This is a genomic window from Streptomyces sp. NPDC089424 (assembly GCF_044749345.1).
In the GTDB taxonomy this organism is placed as follows: domain Bacteria; phylum Actinomycetota; class Actinomycetes; order Streptomycetales; family Streptomycetaceae; genus Streptomyces.
This window is the reverse complement of sequence record NZ_JBIVHU010000001.1, coordinates 945,718-965,825: the sequence shown is the minus strand read 5'-3', so window position 1 is coordinate 965,825 and position 20,108 is coordinate 945,718. Positions and strand designations below refer to the sequence as shown.

The following is a 20,108-nucleotide window of genomic DNA, read 5'->3' as shown; positions in this document are numbered from 1 at the left end:
GTCTAAAGCAGCCGACTCGATCGACGCGCACGGACGCAGCACAACGGCGGGGAGCGGACATGAAGAGGCACAGCACGAGGGCGGCCGTCACGCTCTGCATGACGGCGGCGCTCGCGGCGACCCTGACCACCGCCTCCGGCGCGCCGTCGAGCGCGAGCACGGAGCGGCAGGTGACGGAGCCGGTGCTGGTCGACTGCTTCTGGCGCACCACGGTGCGGCCCGACGACTTCCTGCTGGCCTGCGGGGACGGCAACAGCCGCCTCGAATCCCTGAAGTGGGTGCGCTGGGACGGTGAGGCGGCGACGGCCCGGGGGGTCAACTGGGTCAACGACTGCAAGCCCTACTGCGCGGCGGGCCGGTTCCGGGCGTACCCGGTGACGGTGCGGCTGGAGGACCCCAAGCCGTGGAAGAAGAACCCGGACCTGCAGCAGTACGGCAAGATCAGCCTGACCTATCAGGAGGGCAGGCCGGAGGGGTTCACGAAGGTCGTCACGTACCCCCTGTGGAGTTGAGTCGGACCCTCTCGGTCCGTACTCGCCCTTGAGCTGAAGGTCCATGCCTCAGCAGGCCCTCATGAAGAGGGCCTGCATTGGCATGGACCTGACTGGCATGCCTGGCTAAGCTCTACCCCGACCCTTTGAGAGCGCTCTCACTTGCGGTTGTTCCACCCCCACCTTGCTGGAACGACGAAGGGCAACTCCCTTGAGACGCAAGCGACTCATGCGTGCCGGTCTGGCCGCCCTGCTCATGCTGGGCACCTGGACCGCCGCAGGCACCCTCCCGGCCGCGGCGAGCGGCTCCTCCCCCACGGCCGGCGCACCACAGGCCTCCGCCGGACTCGTCGAGGCCATGCAGCGGGACTTCGGTCTGACCAGGGCCGAGGCCGAGGCGCGACTGGCGGCCGAAACCGAGGCCCGGGACGTCGCGCCCGCGGCACGCCGCGCCGCCGGGGCGGCGTACGGCGGCTCCTGGTTCGACGCCGGCAGCGACCGGCTGACCGTGGCCGTCACCGCCGACGCCCCGGCCGCCACCGTACGGGCCGTCCGCGCGACCGGCGCGGCCGTGCGCACGGTGGAGCACAGCGCCCGTGAGCTCGACGCGGCCGTGGCGCGCCTCGACCGGGCCGACGCCCCCCGGGGCGTGAGCAGTTGGCACGCCGACCCGGTGACCAACACCGTGGTCGTCGACGTCGTCGAGGACCGGCGGACCGACAACGATGTCCGCCGGTTCGTCTCCCGCGCCCGGGCCGCCGGTCCGGTCACCGTGGAGACGGTGCCCGCCCGGCCCGGCACGTTCGCGGCCGGGACGGTCGGCGGCGACCCGTACTACACCGGCAACGTCCGCTGCTCCATCGGCTTCTCGGTGCACGGCGGGTTCGTCACCGCCGGGCACTGCGGCGGGGGCGGCGCCGCGGTCCGGGGCTGGGACGGCACGCACATCGGCACGTTCCAGGGCTCGTCGTTCCCGGGCGACGACTACGCCTGGGTCAGCGTCGGCAGCGGCTGGTGGACCGTTCCGGTGGTCCTCGGCTGGGGCACGGTCCCGGACCGGCTCGTGCGCGGCTCGGCCGAGGCTCCCGTCGGCACCTCGGTCTGCCGCTCCGGCTCCACCACGCGCTGGCACTGCGGCACCGTGCTGGCCAGGAACGAGACGGTCAACTACAGCCAGGGCGCCGTGCACCAGATGACCAAGACGAGCGTCTGCGCCGAACCCGGCGACTCCGGCGGCTCGTTCATCAGCGGCGACCAGGCGCAGGGCGTCACCTCGGGCGGCTGGGGCAACTGCTCCGGCGGCGGGGAGACGTGGTTCCAGCCGGTCAACGAGATCCTGAACCGCTACGGGCTGACGCTGCACACGGCGTGAGCGCCCGGCGGCGCGGCTGAACGGCATGGCAGTGCACTCCCCTGCACTGCCATGCCCCTGCGCTGCACTGCCATGCCCCTGCACTGCACTGCACTGCGCCGTACGGAACGGGAGTCGCCACAAAGGGGGTGATCATGATCTGTTACGCCTTGGTGACCAATGGGATGAAGTTGTGACATGAAACGGGGGCAACGAACCGCCGCCGAGGCGAGTCGTAGGAGTCGTAACGACGGGAAGCGCACGACACATTGGGGGAAACATGACCGTCCGCGCCCGACTCCGCACCCGACTCGGCATCGCCGCCCTCGCGACCGGCGCCGCCGTCGCCCTCACCGCCGTCCCGGCCTCCGCCGGCCCGGCCGCCCCCGGCTCACCCCGCTTCCTGGCCCCGCGCGAGCTGCCGCCGCACCCGGCCTCGGCCTGGTACGCCGGGCCCGTCACCGCGGGGCAGCCGGAACCGCTGCCGATGTGCGTCGGCGACGCGTTGCCCTCGACCGCCTCGCACCGCACGTACTGGACGGAGTTCGACACCAACGCCCTCCAGGTCACCGTGGTCGAGCGCAACGAGCAGCGGGCCAAGCGGTTCGCCGCGCTGCTGCGCACGAATCTGGCCGACTGCGCCCGGAAGCTGATGGAGCAGGACCCCGACGTGACGGCGGCCAAGAGGTACTACGGCCGGCTGGACGTCGAGGAGGGCGCCCACGTCTACGGCATCGACACCGCGCTCTCGTGGGGCCCCTCCGACATCGCCCTGTTCTCTGTCGGCCGGGACGGCAGGACCGTGACGGTCGTCAAGTGGGCGCAGATGGGCGACTTCCAGCACGCCCAGGTCGCCGACTTCAAGGCGACGACCGTGAAGGCCGTCAAGAAGCTCCACTGAGAGGGTCACCGTCGCGGGCCCCGGCCGGGCCGTCGTCGTGGACGACGGTGATGTGCCGCTCGGTTCCGGGGCCTTCGAGCGCGTCGGCCACCGCGACGGCCAGGTCCTCCGCGCTGATCCACGACCGGCCGTCGGCCGCGGTGAGCAGCGTGTCGGTGCCACGCCGGTAGCGCCCGGTGCGCTCACCCGGTTCGAGCAGGGCCGGCGGGCTCAGATACGTCCAGTCCGCGTCCTCGTGTGCCTGGCAGGCCCGTAGCTGGGCGACACCGGCGAGGGCGACGGCACGGTACTCGGCGGGCACGTACGTGGGGTCGTCGGCGACCAGCGCTTCCCGGTCGACGGGGCTGCGCAGGGCGCCGGCGCCACCGACCAGGAGGACACGTGACCCGCGGCGGGCGGCGGCGTCCAGCACGGTCCGGGTCGCGCCGACGAGGAACGCCTCGTCGGCCGGGAAGGTCCGCAGGGCCACCACGACCGCGTCCGGGACCGTGCCGTGGGCCGCGGCGCCCGCCAGCGCCTCCCGAAGGGCATGCGGGTCGTTCGCGTCGACGGCGAGGGGTGTGACGTCGGGTCCCTCACCCGAAGGCCTCCGGGACAGGGCCAGCACCCGGTGGCCGCGCGCCGCCACCTCGCGGATCACCCGGCTGCCCACCGTTCCGGTGGCCCCGAGGACGGCGATCGTCCTGCGCGTCGTCATCGAAGTCGCTCCTGACGCATCGGGTCCTGCACGGCCCCGCCGCGCGCCGGACGGCCGTGCGCGGTCGGGGGGTTGAACTGCGCCGCGAGCAACGCGGCGAGGGCGAGGACGAAACCGGTGGACTGCGGCAGGCTCAGGGACTCGCCCAGAGCGAGGCCGACGAGGGTCGCGACCAGCGGGGACAGCAGGACCAACGGCGCGGACGCGCCGACCGGCAGCCGCCCTATCCCGCGGAACCACAGGGTGTACGCGATCAGTCCGCCCATGCTCCCGAGCCAGAGGTAGCCCGCGGCCGCCCCGGCGTCGATCCACTGCGGCACTCCCTCGATCGCGAGGGCGAGCGGCAGCAACATCACCCCGCCGGCGGTCAGTTGCCACCCGGCCAGCGTCAGGGGGCCGACCCCCGCCGGGCGTCCCCAGCGCTTGGTGAGGACCACGCCGCCGGCCATCGCGGCGGTGCCGCCCAGTCCGGCGAGCACGCCGACGGCGTCCAGCCGCGCCTGCGGTCCGAGCACGACCAGGCCGACGCCGAGCACGCCGAGCGCCCCCCAGGCCCATCGCCACACGGTCGGCCGCTCGGCGAGCACCGCGACGGCCAGTCCCGCGACCAGCAGCGGCTGGGTGGCGCCGAGGGTGGCGGCGACACCGCCGGGGAGTCGTTCGGCCGTCAGGAACAGCAGCGGGAAGAACGCGCCGATGTTGAGGACCCCGAGGACGGCGGTCTTCCACCACCAGTCGCCGCGCGGGAGCACCCGGGTCAGGGCGAGGCCGACGAGCCCCGCGGGCAGCGCGCGCATCAGAGCGGCGAACAGCGGATGCCCGGGCGGGAGCAGTTCCGTGGTGACGGCGTACGTGGTGCCCCAGCACGCGGGGGCGAGCGCGGTCAGCGCGACGGTCGCCACCCGCCGGGCGGACGCGCCGCGCGGCGGGCCGGACGCCCGCTCGGTGAGGGTCTCCAAGGTCTCCATGCGGGTAGTCTCCGCACCTGGCGTCATGAATCCAAAGCATGCTTGTCATAGCAGCCATGAACGAGAACGATGGCCGGGTGGACCTGCAGCAGATGCGCTACGCCGTCGCCCTCGCCGAGACCCGCAACTTCACCCGTGCCGCCGAGCGCTGCTCGGTCGTGCAGTCCTCGCTGAGCCACCGGATCGCCGGTCTGGAACGCGAACTCGGGGTGCGGCTCTTCGCCCGCTCCAGCCGTCGCGTCGAACTCACCGGCGCCGGGGAGGCGTTCGTCGCCGGTGCCCGCGAGTGCCTGGCCGCCGCCGACCGGGCGGCCGCCGACGCCGCCGCGGCGACCGGCGTGATCCGGGGCCGGCTCGCCGTCGGAGTGATCGTGACCACGGCCGCCGTCGACGTACCGGAACTGCTCCAGCGCTACCGCGCCCGGCATCCGCAGGTCCGCGTGGTCCTGCGGTCCGGACGCAGCGACGACCTGGTGGCGGACATCCGCGCGGGCGAGCTGGACATCGCCTTCCTCGGGCTGCCCGAGAGCCGGCGGCCCTCGGGGGTGGAGACCGTCGTCCTCGACCGCGACCGGCATGTGCTGGTGGTGCCGGCCGGGCACCGGTTCGCGGGCGCGTCCCGGGTCACGCTGGCTCAGATCGCCGGGGAGACCTTCGTGGACTTCATGGCGGGAACGCCGGCCCGGGCCCAGTCCGACGAGGCGTTCGCCGCCGCCGGCCTGGCCCGGGACGTCGCGTACGAGGCGGCCGTCGTGGAGCTGATGACCCGTCTTGTCGCGCGGGGGCTGGGCGTCGCGCTGATGCCGTCGGCGTTCATGCGCCCCCTGGTCGCCGCCGATCCGGAACTGGCCCTGGTCCCGGTGACCGACGGACCCCGCCGGGTGGAGTATCTGGCCTGGAGCCGCTTCAACCCCGGCCCGGCGACCCGGGCCGTGCTCGATGTGCTCGGGGTCAGGTCACCCGCCCGGCCGGGGCGCCGGTCCGACGGCGAACCGGAAAGGAGCACTGTCGACTAGTCGACAGGGGCGAGGAACTCCTCGGGGGACAGCGCCCGGCCGACGATCCGGGTGTCGCCCATCCAGCCGTAGAAGCCCTGCCCGAAGCGCTCGTCGAAGGAGGTGGCGCCGAGGATGAACGGCTTTCCGAGGGTGGCGATGCCGGTGGACCGCTGGGACGGGTTGCGGGCGATCTTCGAGCCGTCCACGTACACCACCGTGCGGCGGCCGTCGTTGACCACGGCGACGTGCATCCAGCGGCCGACGGGCACCGCGTGGCTCCACGACGTCGGGTCGGCGTCCTGGACGTGGGGGTAGACCACGAACTGGAGGAAGCGCTCCGGCGACACGTTGAGGCTGCACGTGGGCTCCAGCGGGGACCAGCCGGTGGTCTTGCCCGCGTCGCCGCTGCGGCCCTGCCAGCTGAGGATGCCCATCCAGCTGTGGTCGCCCTCGAAGGGCTCGGGCAGCCGGACGAAGGTCTCAATGGTGTAGCCGCGCAGGAACTTCTCGCCGTTCAGGGGGGCCTGTGCGGCGGTGCTCAGGATGGCGCCGCGGTCGGGGCTCTTGCCCCCGTCGAACCGGAGGCTGGCGCGGGCGGGCTGGCCGGGGTGGTGGTCCTCGGACCAGGTGAGCGCGTCGGGCCCGCTGGTGTGGAGCCGGCTGACCGTCAGGTCGTTGCCGTTGCCGGACAGGTCCCGCACGACGACGCCGTCGGCGACGGGCGTGCCGGGGGCTCCCGGTGCCCGGGTGCCGTCGGCGTCGAAGCGCCAGTAGGCGAGGGTGCCGCGCGGCATCACGGCGGACGGCGGGCGCGGGGCCGGCGGGGTGACCGGGGCGAAGCCCTCGAAGCGCTTGTCGAAGTCGATGGTCAGGCTGAACCGGTCGACGTCACCGGTGAGTTCGATCGTCTCGGCCTCCAGCGGCGACCTCTTCTTCGGATCCCGGGCCAGGAACCAGGGCGAGAACGTCTCCACGTCGACGACGCCCCGGGCGAGGTCGAACCCGTAGGTGCGGATCATCCCGGCGCCGCCGTAGTAGCGGTCCTGGTAGTTGGTGATGTGCACGTGGACATCGTTGTCGAAGTCGTTGGTCAGGACCGTGCGCCCGGGGGGCCAGTAGTGGCCGCCGAGCGCCAGGAAGATCTGGTCGTTGCCCTTGATCAGGCCGTTCCACAGGCGGTCGCCGTTGCCCGACAGCGTCGCGCGGCCCTCATCGTCGGCCCAGGCGATGTCGTGCGTGGTGAGGACGGCGGGCAGGGCCGGGTGCTTGTCCAGCACGTCCTGCGCCCAGCGCAGTCCCCTGTCCGACACCCGCCAGTCCAGGGCGAGGACGAGCCACTCGCGGCCTCCGGCGCGCAGCACGTGGTACGTGTTGTAGCCGTCGGGCGAGGCGCCCCGGTAGGTGGGCATGGACGCGTAGCGCGCCGGGCCGAACGCGGCGAGGTAGGCGGAGTCGCCTCGCTGGTCGTCCGTCGAGGAGCGGATGTCGTGGTTGCCGGCCAGCACGCTGTAGGGCACCTTGCCGTGCAGGGTGCGGAAGGTGTCGGCGGCGAGTTCGATCTCGTCCTCGGTGCCGTGCTCGGTGACGTCGCCGAGGTGCGTCATGAAGGCGATGTTGGCCGAGGCGCGCTCGGCGGCGAGGTACCGGAAGGTTTCCCGCAGCGGCGTCGGGTCGGCGCTGTCGGCGTCGAAGAGGTACTGCGTGTCCGGCAGCACGGCCAGCGCGAAGCGCGGGCTCTCCGTGTCGAACCGCCCGCCGCGCTCCCCCTGAACGGACTGCGCCTGCGCGGCGGCCGGGCCCGCGAGGGCCACGCCGGCCGCACCGGCCGCGGGCACCGCCACCGCGGCGCGCAGCAACGCGCGTCTGTGTACGGGGTTGTGCTCTTCTCCAGCGCTCATGGCTGCTCCAGGTGTGGTGAGCTGCGTGTGGTCAGGCCGTACGCTGCTCACCCACGCTGGCCGCCCGGTGGCGCTCAGCTGAACAGGGACTACGAGGTGCGGGATGTCACACCTCCAGCACGTCCCCCGTCGGCACCGCCCGATCCGTGGCCGGCGATTCGTTCGCCGCCGGCCCCGTGACCGGCAAGCGGGCGCCCGCCGTCGCGTCGGCCGCGCGCTCGAGGGGATCGAACCCGCCCGGACCGAACCGGGCGTGCAGCAACCTCGCGTCCCCTCCGCCGTGACCGCCCTCCCCGGTGGACGTCTCGATCTCGCGCGGGCGCTCCCGGAAGCGGCGCGGCCGCAGCTCGGTGCGCCCGATGGACCGGGCGGTGTTCCGGCTGCTCGTCGTTACGGGCCGCAGCAGTCGCGTGGGGCGGTCGTGGGGTCCGTGCGGCAGAAGCAGGACGACGCGATCGGTACGTCGGCGAGGGCGGTGGCGATCTTGAGCTGCTGGGCGACGATCGCCGCCTCGGCCGGTCTGCCGAGGCGCGTCAGGCACTCGTGGAAGCCGTGCAGGGACCACACGTTGCCCGGGTGCTGCTGGGGCCGCGGCAGCGTCCCGTCGAGCCCCAGGTCGGCCCGGTAGACCGCCTCGGCCTCGGCCACCCGGCCCTGTTCCAGGAGCAGGGCGCCGTAGGCGTGCCGGGTGGGCTGCATCCAGCCCCAGGGCTCGTCGTAGGGCAGGCCGTCGTCGAGCGCGATCGACCGCTCCAGCGCGGCGAAGGCCTCGGCGTGGTCGCCCTTGCGGTACGCCAGTTCGCCGTCCAGCATCTGCGCGGCGATCGCGAGGATGTCGGCGCAGGTGTTGTTGAACAGCGTGCGGGAGAGCGGGACCCGGCCGCGGGCCTCGCGGAACAGGCGCCGTTCCGCCTCGGCCTCCTCGACGCGGCCGGTCGCGGACAGGGCGACGCCGCGGGCGTAGTGGAGCATCGCGGTGGTCACGCAGTACAGCCGCGCGTCCTCGGGGAACGGCAGTTCCAGGATGTCCGCCCAGCGGCCGAAGCGGATCAGCACGTGGACCCGCATGGCGAGGAAGCCCTCCAGCCAGTCGGCCATGGGCGGGCTCGGCACCCGCAGCAGTTCCTCCGTGACGGTGCTCTCCAGCTCGGCGGCGGTCTCCATGGCGGTCCGGTACTGGCCGAGGAACATCGCGCCGTAGATCTTGAAGTGGTAGTTGTGCGAGCGGTACAGGGTGTAGAAGTTCATCGGGCCGGACCGGGCGAGGAACTTCCGGTCCGCGGCGATCGCCTCGCTGTTGCCGGAGACGACGCGCCGGTAGTCGCCGCACAGCACGTCCAGGTGCGAGGGCATGTGCTGGAGGTGCCCGGCGTCGGGCACCAGGCCCCGCAGCCGGTCGGCGACGTCGAGGGCGGCCTCGGGGGTGGCGGACATCTCCATCAGGTGGATGTACATGTGCAGCACTCCGGGGTGCCGGAGGCCCTCGTCGGTCGCGAGCGCGCGATCCAGGACGGCCTTGGCCTCGAGGGTGCGGGCGCCCCGGGCCGGCTCTCCGGTGCGGATGTCCCACAGCTGCCAGGGTGTGAGGTTCATCAGGGCGTCGGCGTACAGGGTGGCGAGGTCGAGGTCGCCGGGGGCGAGGGCGTGGACGGCGCGCATGCGGTCGGCGTAGGGCTCGTTCCACACCGAGCAGTCCTCGACGGCGTCCGGCTGCGGGTAGCGGGCGCGCAGGGCCTCGACGAGGGCGCGTTCGACGGGCGTGGCGCGGGCCGACTTCTCGTGGGCGCGTTCCACGGCGGCGTGGGTGCGGTCGACGGTGCGCACGAGTTCTTGTGCGTCGAAGGCCTCCCAGGGCTTGTTGTAGTTGGGGCCGAGGGCGTAGGCGATGCCCCAGTGGGCCATCGCGCAGTCGGGGTCGGCGGCCGCGGCGGTCTCGAAGCAGGAGACCGCCTCCTCGTGGTGGAAGGCGTACGTCCAGACGAGGCCGCGGTCGAACCACAGCTGGGCTTTTGGAGACGTCGTCGTCACCGTACGGGTGTGGGTGCCGAGGTCGTAGTAGTCCATCCCTGTCTCCTGTGATCGCGCGGGCGTCGCGGCACCGTCCGGCCGGCGCCCGACCCGCACAATTCTCGGGTGCGGCAGGGCCGTTGGCGGGCGGTACGCACGCGGGCGGGACGGCTACGACACGAAAGAGGGACGAGGGCGGCAAGGCCGTGGAGCCAAGCGCGCCCCTCGGGTACCCCAAGCGCCGATCAAGTTCTGGCCATGAATTCACCACGCCAGACCATGAATTCGTAGCGTGAACCTCTGCCCATGACACCGGGCATACGTTCGAGGTCGTGAATCTTGATGACACCCCTCAGGCAGGCGCCGGCCGTGTGCCGGCCCCGTCCCCGGCGCCCCGGCGCCGCACCCTGCTGCGCACCGCCGTGACCGGTGCCGCGGCGCTCGGTGCCGGCCTCGCCTTCGACGCCTCCCCCGCGGCCGCCGGCACCACGGCGCCGCACCGCCGTCCCGCCACCCCCGCCGAGGCCCTGCGCGAGCTGGAGGCGGGCAACCGTCGCTGGCGCGCGAACCACCAGCGGCATCCGGACGAGTCGCCGTCCCTGCGACGGGAGCTGACGTCCGGTCAGCATCCGTTCGCCGTGGTGCTGGGCTGCGTCGACTCCCGGGTGCCACCGGAGCTGGTCTTCGACCAGGGGCTCGGCGATCTGCTCACGGTGCGCAGCGCCGGTGAGGTGCTCGACGAGGCCGTGCTCGGCAGCGTCGCCTACGGCGTGCTCGAACTGGCCATACCGCTGGTGGTGGTCCTCGGCCACCAGTCGTGCGGCGCGGTGCGAGCCGCCGTGGAGACGGAGGAGTCCGGCGAGCCGCTGCCGGCCCATGTCCAGTACCTGGCCGACCAGATCGCCCCGGCGATCGACCACACCGTGGAGGGCGACGCCCGCATCGACGCGACAATAGACGCCCAGATACGGCTCGTCCGCTCCCGCCTCGCCGCCGAGCCCGACCTGGCCGACAAGGTGGCGTCCGGCCGGCTCGCCGTCGTGGGCGCCCGCTACGAGCTGACGACCCAGCGCGTGCACCGCGTCGCCTGACGCACCGGAGGGGCCGGACGGGCCCCCCGGCCCGTCCGGCCCCTCCGACTCCCCCGTGGGTCAGCTGGGGTTGTCGCCGTGCGTGAGGGTCTCCCAGGCGACGAAGAGGTTGTTGGTGCCGGACGGGCGGTTGCGCTCGGTCAGGGCCTGGGTGTTGGTCATGGCGTGACCGAGCCGGTTGTGCATGGCGTTGTAGCCGACCTCGGTGATCGGCCCGAGCCCGAGGTGCAGCGAGCCGCCGCACAGCCAGCTGGGCACGGCCTCGCCCAACTCGTACTTGGCCTGGAAGCCGAGCGCGTGCCGCAGCCGTTCGCCGACGTCCGTGCCGTACAGGTCCTGACCCTGGATGCGGCTGGTCTCCGCGACGTGGGAGATGGCCGATATGCCGTAGCCGGTGTGGGTGAGGTCGCGGCAGGTCTCCTGGGTGAGGCCGTTGACGAAGGTGCCCTGGCCCTGCCAGTAGTTGACGATCTTGTCGCGGGTGTTGAGGTTCTGGCTCGGCACCGTCTTCGGCAGGGCGCCGTCGGACTCCAGGTAGACGTAGGCGGCGGTACGGGTACGGAACTTCCCCATGGCCTTGTCGTACGAGGCCTTGTCCTCCAGGAAGACGGAGATGCCGATCGCGGCCTCCATCATCGACAGCTCCCAGTTGCCGTTGGAGTTCGAGCCGTTGATGATCTCGGGGAGGTAGACGTCGCGGAGCATGGTGGCGAAACGGCCCGAGCCCGCCCAGCCGCCGGTGTACGTGTACTTGATGATCTCGGCGGCCTTGGGCCAGGAGGAGCCCGCCCAGCCGGTCTGCAACGGGGCGTTGCTGTTGGTGTGGTCGCGGATCACCGCCGACCAGGCGTCCATCAGCTCGATGGCCTTGCGGGCGTGCCGGTCGTCGCGCGTGATGTACCAGGCGAGTGCGTGGGTGTACGCGGCGATCGCGTCCTCGCGCTCGTCGGTGCAGCCGTAGTTGGGGTTGGAGTAGGAACCGCACTCGACGACCGCGCGGGGCTTGGGCGTGCGGTTCAGGTCGGCGTACTTGCTCGCCATCATCCGGTCGAAGGCGGTCTTCCAGGGCTGGGCACCGGCGTTGACCTTGCCGCGGGCGAAGTCCAGCTGGCCCTTGGAGACGGTCACGCCGGGGTGGACGAAGGTGGCCGGGGCGGCGTCGGCGCTGGGTGCGCCGGGCCCGGCGACCAGGGTGGCCACCAGCGCGGCGGCCGCGGCGGTGGTCACGGCGAGGAGCGGACGGCGGGCCCTGCGGCGGGGACGAACGGTGGCGTCTGTCATGGGGGGGGTCCGTTCTCGTATGTGAACGACAGGTGAGTGACTGAACGCGCGCACTGGCCGTGACCATAGGTACGGACCAGCCTTCCGTCAAGACGCGAGGAAAGAAGAGGAGTAGGGAGGGGCGCGCGAAAAGTTACCCAGAGGTATGTCGTGACTTCGTATGCCATCGGCAGTAGAACCCGTTTCGATTCACTCGAAATCGAGGAGTGCCGTATGAGCGCTGACCTCCAGAACAGACCCCCACTAAGCGGAATCTCCCGTCGTCGATTCATTGCTGGAACAGGTTTCATTTCCGGTGCCGTGATGCTTGGCGGCCATCACGCGCCCGCCCACGCGGCTCCGCAGCGCGAGGCCGCCGTGATCGAACCGGGTGCGCGTGTTCCGGTCCTGGTGATCGGCACCGGATACGGCGGCTCGGTCGCCGCTCTCCGGCTCGCACAGGCCGGTGTCGACGTGCACATGGTCGACATGGGAATGGCCTGGGACACCCCGGGCCCCGACGGAAAGGTCTTCGCCAACACGACGAGTCCCGACCACCGTTCGTTCTGGCTGCGCACCAGAACCAAACAACCCCTCAGCAACTTCCTGGGTTTCCCGCTCGACAAGAACGTCCCCCGCTACACCGGAATTCTCGACGCCGAGGAAATGGGCGGGATCACGGTCTACCAGGGCCGTGGAGTCGGCGGCGGATCACTGGTGAACGGCGGCATGGCCGTCACCCCGAGGCGCGAGAACTTCGGCGGCGTCCTGCCGTCCGTCGACCCCGACGAGATGTACGACGTCTACTATCCGCGCGCCAACGCCGAACTCGGCGTCGGCACGATCGACCCGGCCTGGTTCGAGACGGCGGCGTGCTACCAGTACGCCCGGGTGGGCCGCAGACACGCGCAGCGGTCCGGTTTCCCGTTCGTCTTCGTCCCGGACGTCTACGACTGGGAGTACATGAAGCAGGAGGCCGCCGGCACGGTCCCGAAGTCGGCGCTGGCGGGCGAGATCCTCTACGGCAACAACCACGGCAAGAAGAGCCTCCAGCAGACCTATCTGGCCCGGGCCCGCGCCACCGGAAAGGTCACCATCTCCCCGCTGCACCACGTCACGTCCGTCACCCCCGCCTCCTCCGGGGGCTACACCGTCACCATCGAGCAGCTCGGCACCGGCGGCGCCGTCACGGCGACGAAAACGGTCACCGCGGCCCGGGTGTTCTTCGCCGCGGGCAGCGTCGGCACCAGCAAGCTCCTGGTCCGGCTCAAGGCCCAGGGCGCGCTGCCCGGCCTGAACGGCGAGATCGGCAAGGGCTGGGGAGAGAACGGCAACGTCATGTGCGGGCGGGCCAACCACCTGTGGGACCCCACGGGCGCCCTGCAGTCGTCGATCCCCACCGCGGGAATCGACAACTGGGCCGCGGGCGGCGCCTTCGCGGAGGTCGCGCCGCTGCCCACCGGGATCGAGACGTACGCCTCCTTCTATCTGTCGATCACCAAGAACCCGCATCGCGCCGAGTTCACCTGGAACGCGGCCAGCGGAAAGGTGGAACTCAACTGGCAGACGGCGTGGAAGCAGCCGTCGATCACCATGGCGAAGTCGATCTTCGACCGGATCAACGCGAAGGAGGGAACGATCTACCGCACCGACCTCTTCGGGTTCCACAAGATCTGGGGCGACCACCTCACCTACCATCCCCTGGGAGGTGTGGTGCTGGACAAGGCGACCGACAACCACGGCCGCCTGCACGGCCATGCGGGCCTCTACGTGGTCGACGGGTCGCTGATCCCGGGCAACGCCAGCGTCAACCCGTTCGTCACCATCACCGCGCTCGCCGAACGGAACGTCGAGGAGATCATCGCCACCGATCTCTGACCGGCCTCACCCGTTTTGTCGCACCCGTCTCAACGCTGGGGCAGGACGCAGACGCCGTCCAGCCCCAGCACATGGTTGAGCCGGCCGAACGCCAGCCACGATCCGATGCTCATGCTGAGCTCCACGATCTCCGCCTGGCTGTAGTGGGCCGTCATCCGGCTCCAGAAGTCCTCGTCCAGGCCGTGGTGGTCCACGCTGTAGCGCTCGGCGTACTCGGCGGCCAGGCGGGTCCGCGCGTCGAAGGCGTCGGTGGTCCGCCAGGCGCTGACCGCCTCCGCGAAGCCCTCCTCCACCGTCCGCCCCTCCCGCTCGGTACGCCAGTCCAGGCAGAAGACGCAGCCGTTGATCTGCGCGACGCGCAGCCGCGCCGCCTCGAACTCCCTGAGCCCCAGGCGGGTGTGGGCGTACACGGCCAGCGAGAAGTTCGACGCCGCCATGCCGATCTCGGGAACCATGTCACCCCACACGTAGGGGATCGGGTCCTCTCCCTCGGGGATGTCGATGCGCAGGGTCATCGCTCAGGTCCTTCCCAGTCGGCCGGCCGCGGGGCGCAGCGGGACGTCGAGCGCGTCGTAGAGGCCGGGCTTGGCCTCGGTGAGCCAGTCGATGGCGTTGACCAGCCGGCCGGCCGCGGTGGCGTTGCCGCCCGCCGACCGGTTGCCGCCCTCGTCGCTCGCCTCGACGGTGACCTCGATGCGGGGGCGGCCCTCGACGACCACCCGGTGCGCTCCGGCGCCGCCGTCCGGGGGCTGCGGCCAGTCCGGGGCGCAGGAGGCGTGGATGCGGGTGACGTGCTCGACGACGATGCGGGGCCGTCCGCCGACGAGGCCCTGCACCTCGAAGCGCACGGCGCCCTGGGTGCCGGCGGCGAACTCGCCCATGGTGGCCGTGGTCACGGTGGCCTCCAGGGGGCGCCGCTGGAGCGTCTCGCGGATCTCGTCGAGTTCGACGCCCAGACCCCGGGCCATCATCCGCACCTGCCCGCCCCACACCATCGTGGGGACGCCCTCGAAGAGCATCGGCGCCTGGTAGTCCATCGGGTGCCCCATGCCGACCAGGTGCCGTACCGAGTCCTCCTGGTCGTACGTGGAGTAGTCGAAGATCTCCTGGCAGCGGACCGCGTCGACGCGCGAGCCGAGCCCGGTGACCAGCAGGGGCAGGACGTCGTTCGCCCAGCCCGGGTCCACTCCGGAGACGAACAGGGATCCGCCGCCCGCCGCGACGGCCTCCACCAGCGGCTCCCGGATCTCGGGCGGGGCGCCGCGTTGGTCGTACAGGCCGTAGACGGACGGTGTGACGACGACCGCCCCGGTCCGCACGGCCCGTCCGAGGTCCCGCAGGGCCTCGTCGGGCCGGATGTCGCCGGAGGCGGCGTACACGACGGCGCGTGGGCCGGCCGCGAGCACCGCGGAGACGTCGTCGGTGGCCGCCACGCCCAACCGGCGGCCCAGGTCGCCCAGTTCGCCCGCGTCCCGGCCCACCTTGGCCGGATCGGCGACCAGCACGGCCACCAGATCCAGCGACGGATGCGCGTCGACGGCGCGGATGGCCGCGCGGCCGACGTTGCCCGTACCCCACACCACCGTGGAAATCATGGGCGGAGGGTAACGAGGCGCGGCAAAGGTTCCCAGAGCCGTGCAGGGAGATCTTTCCGGGCCGAAAGGGACCTTCGCGACCCCCTCCGGCCCGGGACGTCAGGCCCGCGGCGGCTTCATCGCCACGTCCAGGTAGAACGTGTCGATGCTGCGGACCGCCTCCTCGAACTCCGCCAGGTTGACCGGCTTGGTGACGTAGGCGTTCGCGTGGTGGCGGTAGGCGCCGGAGACGTCGTCGGGGGCCGCGGACGTGGTGAGCACCACCACGGGGATGGTGCGCAGCTCCGGGTCCTCCTTCACGACGGCCAGGAACTCCCGGCCGTTCATGCGGGGCATGTTGAGGTCGAGGACGATCAGGTCGGGGCGCTGGTTCGCCGGGTCGCGCAGATACTCCAGAGCCTCGATGCCGTCGGCGACCTGGGTGAGGTTACGGGCGCCGCGTTCGGCGAGCGCGTCCTGGATGAGCATCGCGTCGGCGATGTCGTCCTCGACCAGCAGCACGTCGTAGGGGCGGGTGGGGGCGGGGACGGACATGGCTATGAACTCCGGGAAGCGGAAGGGGCATGACGTGGGGTGCCGCTGGTGATCAGGCCCGGCCAACGGCGGCGGGCTCCTTGCCGGCTCATGCCGGAGGCCCGGCCGATCTCCGGGTAGCCCGCTCCGGCGGCCGCCGCGGCGCGGGCGGCCTGGTCCGCCAACTGCTGTGCGATCCGTTCGACCTGAACGAGCACGTGCAACTGGGCGAGGGCGTGATCTCTGACCGCTATGTCTGATTCGCCCGTTCCCTCCGGAAACGGGGCGACGTACTGGGCACAGCGAAGGGCGAGTTCATCGACCGCCTCGGCGACGAGAGCGGTCATCTCCCCTCCAGCTCTGGGCACAGAGAAGTGGGAGGCAGACATGGTCCTACCCTAAGGTGCCGTCACCAGGCACGACAACAGCTGTTGTCGAACGCGGGTAAGGTGCGTTCGACCAGGGCCCTCGACGCGGCCCTGTCAGACGTGAAGGAGTTCAGCAGTCCGTGATGAACGAGCAGCCGCCCGGCGCCCGCGAGGCCACCGCGGGCTGGACCACCCGCCGCTGGCTGCGGGTGGGTGTGGCCGTCACCCTGGCGGTGCTGGCCGTGCTCGGCTCCCTCGGCGTGGGGGCGATGGCCCGCACGTCCCAGCTGACCGACGAGATCGTGGACCGGCGCGGACCCGCGCTGACCAACGCGGTACGGCTGGAGACCGCGCTGGTCAACCAGGAGACCGGCGTGCGCGGGTACGGACTGTCCGGCCGGCGCGACTTCCTCGAGCCCTACGCACGCGGTGTCACCGACGAGCGGGAGGCGCTGCGGCAGCTGGATGTGCTCCTGGCCTCCGACGCGCCCTCCGGAGCGGAGCTGGCGAAGGTACGGGACCTGTCGCGGCGGTGGCAGAACCGCATCGCGCTGCCCATCGCGAACGCGACGCCTGACCGCGCCACGGCACTCGCCGCGGCACGCACGCAGGAGGGCAAGACCACGTTCGACGCCCTGCGCCGTGCGCTGAGCACGCAGCAGACGCACCTGGCCGAGCGCCGTGCCGCCGCGTCCAGCGACCTGCGACACGCAATGACCTTGCGCAACTGGACGTTCACGGGGATCGCGCTGGTCATCCTGCTGGTCGCCGGACTCGCCTTCGAGGCCCTGCGGCGCGGCATCACGGCCCCGCTGGCCCGGCTCGGGCAGACCGCGCGCGAGGTGGCGGGCGGCCGGTTCGAGCAGCCCATCGCCGTCACCGGCCCCGCCGATCTGCGGCAGCTGGGCTCCGACGTGGAGTCGATGCGCGGACGCCTGCTGAAGGAACTCGAATTCAGCGAGACCTCCCGCCGCATGCTCGACGAGCAGGCCGCCGACCTGCAACGCTCCAACACCGAGCTGGAGCAGTTCGCCTACGTCGCCTCCCACGACCTCCAGGAGCCGCTGCGCAAGGTCTCCAGCTTCACCCAGCTCCTGCAACGGCGTTACGGCGGACAGCTCGACGAGCGGGCCGACCAGTACATCGCGTTCGCGGTCGACGGGGCCAACCGGATGCAGGTCCTGATCAACGACCTGCTCGCGTTCTCCCGGGTCGGACGGGTGCTCAACGACCACGCCGAGGTCGGCCTGGAGACCGTCGTCGGCCGCACGCTGGACAACCTCAGCGTCGCGATCGAGGAGAGCGGCGCGAAGATCACCCACGACCCGCTGCCCGCGGTCATGGGTGACGCGACGCAACTGGGCATGCTCTGGCAGAACCTGCTGTCGAACTCGATCAAGTTCCGCCGGCCCGACCGGACACCGGAGATCCGGATCGGCGTCCGCGCCGTCGAGGACGGCCTGTTCGAGTTCGCCGTGACGGACAACGGCATCGGTATCGAGCCGGGGTTCCAGGAGAAGGTCTTCGTCATCTTCCAGCGGCTGCACACCAGGGAGGCCTATCCGGGCACCGGGATCGGGCTGGCCATGTGCAAGAAGGTCGTGGAGTTCCACGGCGGCACCATCCGGATCGACCCCGAGCACACGGCCGGCACCCGTGTCGTGTTCACCCTTCCCGTTGAGCATTCCGCCACGGCGGACGGCGCGCGAGAGGCACACCCGTGACAGAGTCAGCCGTCGGGCAGGAAGCGCCGTACCGCATCGTGCTGGTCGAGGACGACGACGGCGATGCCCTGCTGGTCGAGGAACTGCTGTACGACACGGAGCTCCCGCACACCCTGGTGCGGTGCCGGACGCTCGCCGAGGCACGCGGCGAGCTCATGGCGCGGCACTTCGACTGCGTGCTGCTGGACCTGCACCTGCCCGACGCGCTCGGCCACGACACGGTGGAGGCGATCCAGCGCACGGACACGCACGCCGCGGTCATCGTGCTCACCGGCCTTGCCGAGCCGCACGCGGGCGTCGACGCGCTGGCCGCGGGCGCCCAGGACTACCTGGTCAAGGGCAAGGTCGACCCGGACCTGCTGCAACGAGCGGTGCGGTACGCCGTCCAGCGCAAGCAGGCCGAGCGGGCCAGCGCGGATCTCCAGGTGGGGCGGTTGCGGGCCCAGGAGAACGCGCGTCTGGAGCGCGGTCTGCTGCCCACGCCGATCCTGTCCACCGCCTCGGTCACCGCCACCAGCCGCTACTTCCCCGGCCGGGAACAGGCACTGCTCGGCGGTGACTTCCTGGACGTCGTGCAGACCGGCGACGGGAAGGTCCACGCGATCATCGGTGACGTCAGCGGGCACGGCCCGGACGCCGCCGCCCTCGGGGTCTGCCTGCGGATCGCCTGGCGGGCGCTGACGCTGGGCGGTCACCGCGACCACCAGCTGCTGCATCTGCTGGAGCAGATCCACTCGGCGGAACGCACGGGCAGCGACCTCTTCACCACCTGCACCCTCATCACCCTCGACCCGGCGGCCGCCACGGTCACCCTGCACCTGGTGGGGCACCACGAGCCGCTGCTCGTCGGGCCCGGCGGCGCCGAGATCGTGTCGGCGCCGCACGGCATCGCCCTCGGCATCGTGCCCGGCCTCGGGCAGTGGCCGTCGACGACGCTGCGGCTCCCGCCGGACGGCGCGCTGATCGCGTACACCGACGGCCTGATCGAGGGGTACGGGGGCGACGACAGGGACCGGCTCGGTGTCGAGGGGCTGCTGCGGATCCTCGACGAGACCAAGGAGCCGGACCCCGGCAAACATCTCGACCAGCTGATCGCCCGGGTCCGTGGCCTCAACGCCGAGCGGCACACGGACGACCTCGCGATCCTGCGCCTGGACTGGGCGGCGCTGCCGGGCCTCGTCGCAGGTGGCGGGGCCGGGCGGCGGGCCGCCCCGGAGCAGGCGTACGGGCGGGTGGGCGGCCCCTGAGGCGCGCCCCGGGGCCGGGACCAAGATCGCTCGGCCGGACGTCGGGCGGCTTCGGGCGGTAGGCTGCGGATAGGGCCGTCCGGCGGTGCCCGGGCGGCGCCGTACCGGTCCGTGACCGGCCGGAACAGACAGTGGCCGGGCCCGGCGGTCGGGTCCCGGTGGTCGGCCTTCGGGCTCCTTCGGACACGAAGGCATGACGAGCGGGACGGTGGACACGGATGGACTGGCGTGAGTTCGCCGCGGAGATGGCCGAGCTTGCCCGGCATCTGCTGGCGCAGGGCTCCACCCAGGAGACGCTCGACGCGATCGCCGAGCGGGGCGTGGGGCTGGTCGAGGACTGTGACGCGGCCGGTGTCCTGGCGCTGCGCAAGGGCCGCGCGGTGACCCTGGCCGCTTACGGGGACATGGTCGAGGAGTCCGACCGTCTGCAGGGCGAGCTGGGTGAGGGACCGTGCTTCGACGCCGCCCGGCGCGTCAACGGCGAGCGGCTCTTCCGGATCACGGACATGAGCAAGTCGCAGCCCGACTGGCCGCGCTTCGCGCCGGCCGCCCGTGACCTGGGCGTGGGCAGCATGATGGGCTTCCTGCTCTACACCGAGGACGACGACTTCGGCGCCCTGAACTTCTACTCCCGGCGGCCCGGCGCCTTCACGTCCGAGATGGAGACGGCCGGCTGGCTGCTCGCCTCGCACGCCGCCGTCGCGCTGGCCAGCGCCCGCACGGTCGACCAGCTCGAGCACGCCATGGACACCCGGCACGCCATCGGTGAGGCCATGGGCATCCTGCGCGAGCGCCACCACATGAGTGAGGACGCGGCCTTCGACGTGCTGAAGCGGATCTCCCAGACGCACAACGTCAAGCTCCGCGACGTCGCGCAGTCGATCCGCACGAGGGCCGTCCCGGAGAGCTGAGCCCGGCTCGCGCCCCTGTTCCGGGGTCCGGTCGCGGGAATGCCGGCTGAGGCGATTCAGCCGAGGCCGAGTGGGGGTACCTGGAGGGCAGGGCGAAGCCGGGGCCGCGGATTCGGTTTCGTCAGGTGTCGTGGTTCGGACCAGAGCCACGACACCGCTGCTTTCGGCACCGGCGCCGCGACCGGGCACCCTTAGGACGGCGGTTACGGG

18 protein-coding genes are annotated in these 20,108 nt (G+C 71.9%); 9 read left to right on the top strand and 9 right to left on the bottom strand.

Annotation, left to right across the window (positions count from 1 at the left end; all coding sequences use genetic code 11):
* The first annotated feature begins 59 nt into the window (after window positions 1–59).
* The 3 genes from ACIP2X_RS04265 (at window position 60) to ACIP2X_RS04255 (ending at window position 2,743) form a co-directional block, all read left to right on the top strand.
* Window positions 60–512, top strand: a complete 453-nt coding sequence (locus tag ACIP2X_RS04265) for a hypothetical protein (protein ID WP_401667243.1) — start codon at window positions 60–62, stop codon at window positions 510–512.
* A gap of 190 nt (window positions 513–702) precedes the next feature.
* Window positions 703–1,863 (top strand): S1 family peptidase, encoded by a 1,161-nt coding sequence (locus tag ACIP2X_RS04260; protein WP_401667240.1) that lies wholly within the window; start codon window positions 703–705, stop codon window positions 1,861–1,863.
* Window positions 1,864–2,122: 259 nt separating this feature from the next.
* Window positions 2,123–2,743, top strand: coding sequence for a hypothetical protein (locus ACIP2X_RS04255; RefSeq protein WP_401667237.1), 621 nt, complete (start codon window positions 2,123–2,125; stop codon window positions 2,741–2,743).
* Here ACIP2X_RS04255 and ACIP2X_RS04250 read toward each other — a convergent pair.
* Window positions 2,727–3,440, bottom strand: a complete 714-nt coding sequence (locus ACIP2X_RS04250; protein WP_401667235.1) for an NAD(P)-dependent oxidoreductase — start codon at window positions 3,438–3,440, stop codon at window positions 2,727–2,729. The genes ACIP2X_RS04255 and ACIP2X_RS04250 overlap by 17 nt on opposite strands.
* Window positions 3,437–4,408, bottom strand: a complete 972-nt coding sequence (locus ACIP2X_RS04245) for an EamA family transporter (protein ID WP_401667232.1) — start codon at window positions 4,406–4,408, stop codon at window positions 3,437–3,439. The genes ACIP2X_RS04250 and ACIP2X_RS04245 overlap by 4 nt, the downstream gene beginning before the upstream one ends.
* Window positions 4,409–4,485: 77 nt before the next feature.
* On the opposite strand from ACIP2X_RS04245, the gene ACIP2X_RS04240 reads away from it, so the two are divergent.
* The gene (locus ACIP2X_RS04240) at window positions 4,486–5,424 is read left to right on the top strand and encodes a LysR family transcriptional regulator (RefSeq protein WP_401668856.1); all 939 of its coding nucleotides are present in this window, start codon (window positions 4,486–4,488) and stop codon (window positions 5,422–5,424) included.
* On the opposite strand, the gene ACIP2X_RS04235 is transcribed toward ACIP2X_RS04240, so the two are convergent.
* Together ACIP2X_RS04235 and ACIP2X_RS04230 are read right to left on the bottom strand one after the other, a co-directional pair.
* Complete coding sequence (locus ACIP2X_RS04235; RefSeq protein WP_401667229.1) at window positions 5,421–7,304, bottom strand: LamG-like jellyroll fold domain-containing protein; 1,884 nt, start codon at window positions 7,302–7,304, stop codon at window positions 5,421–5,423. The two genes, ACIP2X_RS04240 and ACIP2X_RS04235, sit on opposite strands and share 4 nt — an antisense overlap.
* Before the next feature lie 390 nt (window positions 7,305–7,694).
* Window positions 7,695–9,368: a hypothetical protein gene (locus tag ACIP2X_RS04230; RefSeq protein ID WP_401667227.1), complete on the bottom strand. Its 1,674-nt coding sequence runs from the start codon at window positions 9,366–9,368 to the stop codon at window positions 7,695–7,697.
* A gap of 275 nt (window positions 9,369–9,643) precedes the next feature.
* On the opposite strand from ACIP2X_RS04230, the gene ACIP2X_RS04225 reads away from it, so the two are divergent.
* Window positions 9,644–10,402, top strand: coding sequence for a carbonic anhydrase (locus ACIP2X_RS04225; protein ID WP_401667225.1), 759 nt, complete (start codon window positions 9,644–9,646; stop codon window positions 10,400–10,402).
* A 60-nt stretch (window positions 10,403–10,462) separates the two neighbouring features.
* Here the strand turns inward: ACIP2X_RS04225 and ACIP2X_RS04220 are convergent, their stop codons facing one another.
* A complete protein-coding gene (locus ACIP2X_RS04220) occupies window positions 10,463–11,683 on the bottom strand; it encodes an alginate lyase family protein (protein ID WP_401667223.1) in 1,221 nt (406 codons plus the stop codon).
* Window positions 11,684–11,896: 213 nt separating this feature from the next.
* On the opposite strand from ACIP2X_RS04220, the gene ACIP2X_RS04215 reads away from it, so the two are divergent.
* Window positions 11,897–13,540 carry a GMC oxidoreductase gene (locus ACIP2X_RS04215; RefSeq protein ID WP_401667220.1) on the top strand — a complete coding sequence of 548 codons (1,644 nt, stop codon included), beginning with the start codon at window positions 11,897–11,899 and terminating at the stop codon, window positions 13,538–13,540.
* A gap of 29 nt (window positions 13,541–13,569) precedes the next feature.
* Here ACIP2X_RS04215 and ACIP2X_RS04210 read toward each other — a convergent pair whose 3' ends face one another.
* The 4 genes from ACIP2X_RS04210 to ACIP2X_RS04195 form a co-directional block, all read right to left on the bottom strand.
* Window positions 13,570–14,055 carry a carboxymuconolactone decarboxylase family protein gene (locus ACIP2X_RS04210; protein WP_401667218.1) on the bottom strand — a complete coding sequence of 162 codons (486 nt, stop codon included), beginning with the start codon at window positions 14,053–14,055 and terminating at the stop codon, window positions 13,570–13,572.
* Between the two features lie 3 nt (window positions 14,056–14,058).
* Entirely contained in the window at window positions 14,059–15,135 is a 1,077-nt protein-coding gene (locus tag ACIP2X_RS04205; RefSeq protein WP_401667216.1) for a dihydrodipicolinate reductase, read from the bottom strand.
* Between the two features lie 99 nt (window positions 15,136–15,234).
* A complete protein-coding gene (locus ACIP2X_RS04200; RefSeq protein WP_401667214.1) occupies window positions 15,235–15,669 on the bottom strand; it encodes a response regulator in 435 nt (144 codons plus the stop codon).
* Window positions 15,670–15,671: 2 nt separating this feature from the next.
* A complete protein-coding gene (locus ACIP2X_RS04195; protein ID WP_401667212.1) occupies window positions 15,672–15,995 on the bottom strand; it encodes a hypothetical protein in 324 nt (107 codons plus the stop codon).
* A gap of 164 nt (window positions 15,996–16,159) precedes the next feature.
* Between ACIP2X_RS04195 and ACIP2X_RS04190 the strand changes: the two genes are divergently transcribed.
* From ACIP2X_RS04190 to ACIP2X_RS04180, 3 genes are all read left to right on the top strand, one after another.
* Window positions 16,160–17,740, top strand: a complete 1,581-nt coding sequence (locus tag ACIP2X_RS04190; RefSeq protein WP_401667209.1) for an ATP-binding protein — start codon at window positions 16,160–16,162, stop codon at window positions 17,738–17,740.
* Window positions 17,737–18,987, top strand: coding sequence for a PP2C family protein-serine/threonine phosphatase (locus ACIP2X_RS04185; RefSeq protein ID WP_401667206.1), 1,251 nt, complete (start codon window positions 17,737–17,739; stop codon window positions 18,985–18,987). The genes ACIP2X_RS04190 and ACIP2X_RS04185 overlap by 4 nt, the downstream gene beginning before the upstream one ends.
* Before the next feature lie 218 nt (window positions 18,988–19,205).
* The gene (locus ACIP2X_RS04180) at window positions 19,206–19,898 is read left to right on the top strand and encodes a GAF and ANTAR domain-containing protein (protein ID WP_401667203.1); all 693 of its coding nucleotides are present in this window, start codon (window positions 19,206–19,208) and stop codon (window positions 19,896–19,898) included.
* The last annotated feature ends 210 nt before the right edge of the window (window positions 19,899–20,108 follow it).

What these genes read in the sequence shown, in the direction of transcription:
- ACIP2X_RS04220 (WP_401667223.1), bottom strand. Translation starts at nt 11,683, where the DNA reads ATGACAGACGCCACCGTTCGTCCCCGCCGCAGGGCCCGCCGTCCGCTC.
- ACIP2X_RS04190 (WP_401667209.1), top strand. Translation starts at nt 16,160, where the DNA reads ATGAACGAGCAGCCGCCCGGCGCCCGCGAGGCCACCGCGGGCTGGACC.
- ACIP2X_RS04200 (WP_401667214.1), bottom strand. Translation starts at nt 15,669, where the DNA reads ATGTCCGTCCCCGCCCCCACCCGCCCCTACGACGTGCTGCTGGTCGAG.
- ACIP2X_RS04245 (WP_401667232.1), bottom strand. Translation starts at nt 4,408, where the DNA reads ATGGAGACCTTGGAGACCCTCACCGAGCGGGCGTCCGGCCCGCCGCGC.
- ACIP2X_RS04250 (WP_401667235.1), bottom strand. Translation starts at nt 3,440, where the DNA reads ATGACGACGCGCAGGACGATCGCCGTCCTCGGGGCCACCGGAACGGTG.
- ACIP2X_RS04235 (WP_401667229.1), bottom strand. Translation starts at nt 7,304, where the DNA reads ATGAGCGCTGGAGAAGAGCACAACCCCGTACACAGACGCGCGTTGCTG.
- ACIP2X_RS04205 (WP_401667216.1), bottom strand. Translation starts at nt 15,135, where the DNA reads ATGATTTCCACGGTGGTGTGGGGTACGGGCAACGTCGGCCGCGCGGCC.
- ACIP2X_RS04265 (WP_401667243.1), top strand. Translation starts at nt 60, where the DNA reads ATGAAGAGGCACAGCACGAGGGCGGCCGTCACGCTCTGCATGACGGCG.
- ACIP2X_RS04215 (WP_401667220.1), top strand. Translation starts at nt 11,897, where the DNA reads ATGAGCGCTGACCTCCAGAACAGACCCCCACTAAGCGGAATCTCCCGT.
- ACIP2X_RS04195 (WP_401667212.1), bottom strand. Translation starts at nt 15,995, where the DNA reads ATGACCGCTCTCGTCGCCGAGGCGGTCGATGAACTCGCCCTTCGCTGT.
- ACIP2X_RS04230 (WP_401667227.1), bottom strand. Translation starts at nt 9,368, where the DNA reads ATGGACTACTACGACCTCGGCACCCACACCCGTACGGTGACGACGACG.
- ACIP2X_RS04255 (WP_401667237.1), top strand. Translation starts at nt 2,123, where the DNA reads ATGACCGTCCGCGCCCGACTCCGCACCCGACTCGGCATCGCCGCCCTC.
- ACIP2X_RS04210 (WP_401667218.1), bottom strand. Translation starts at nt 14,055, where the DNA reads ATGACCCTGCGCATCGACATCCCCGAGGGAGAGGACCCGATCCCCTAC.
- ACIP2X_RS04180 (WP_401667203.1), top strand. Translation starts at nt 19,206, where the DNA reads ATGGACTGGCGTGAGTTCGCCGCGGAGATGGCCGAGCTTGCCCGGCAT.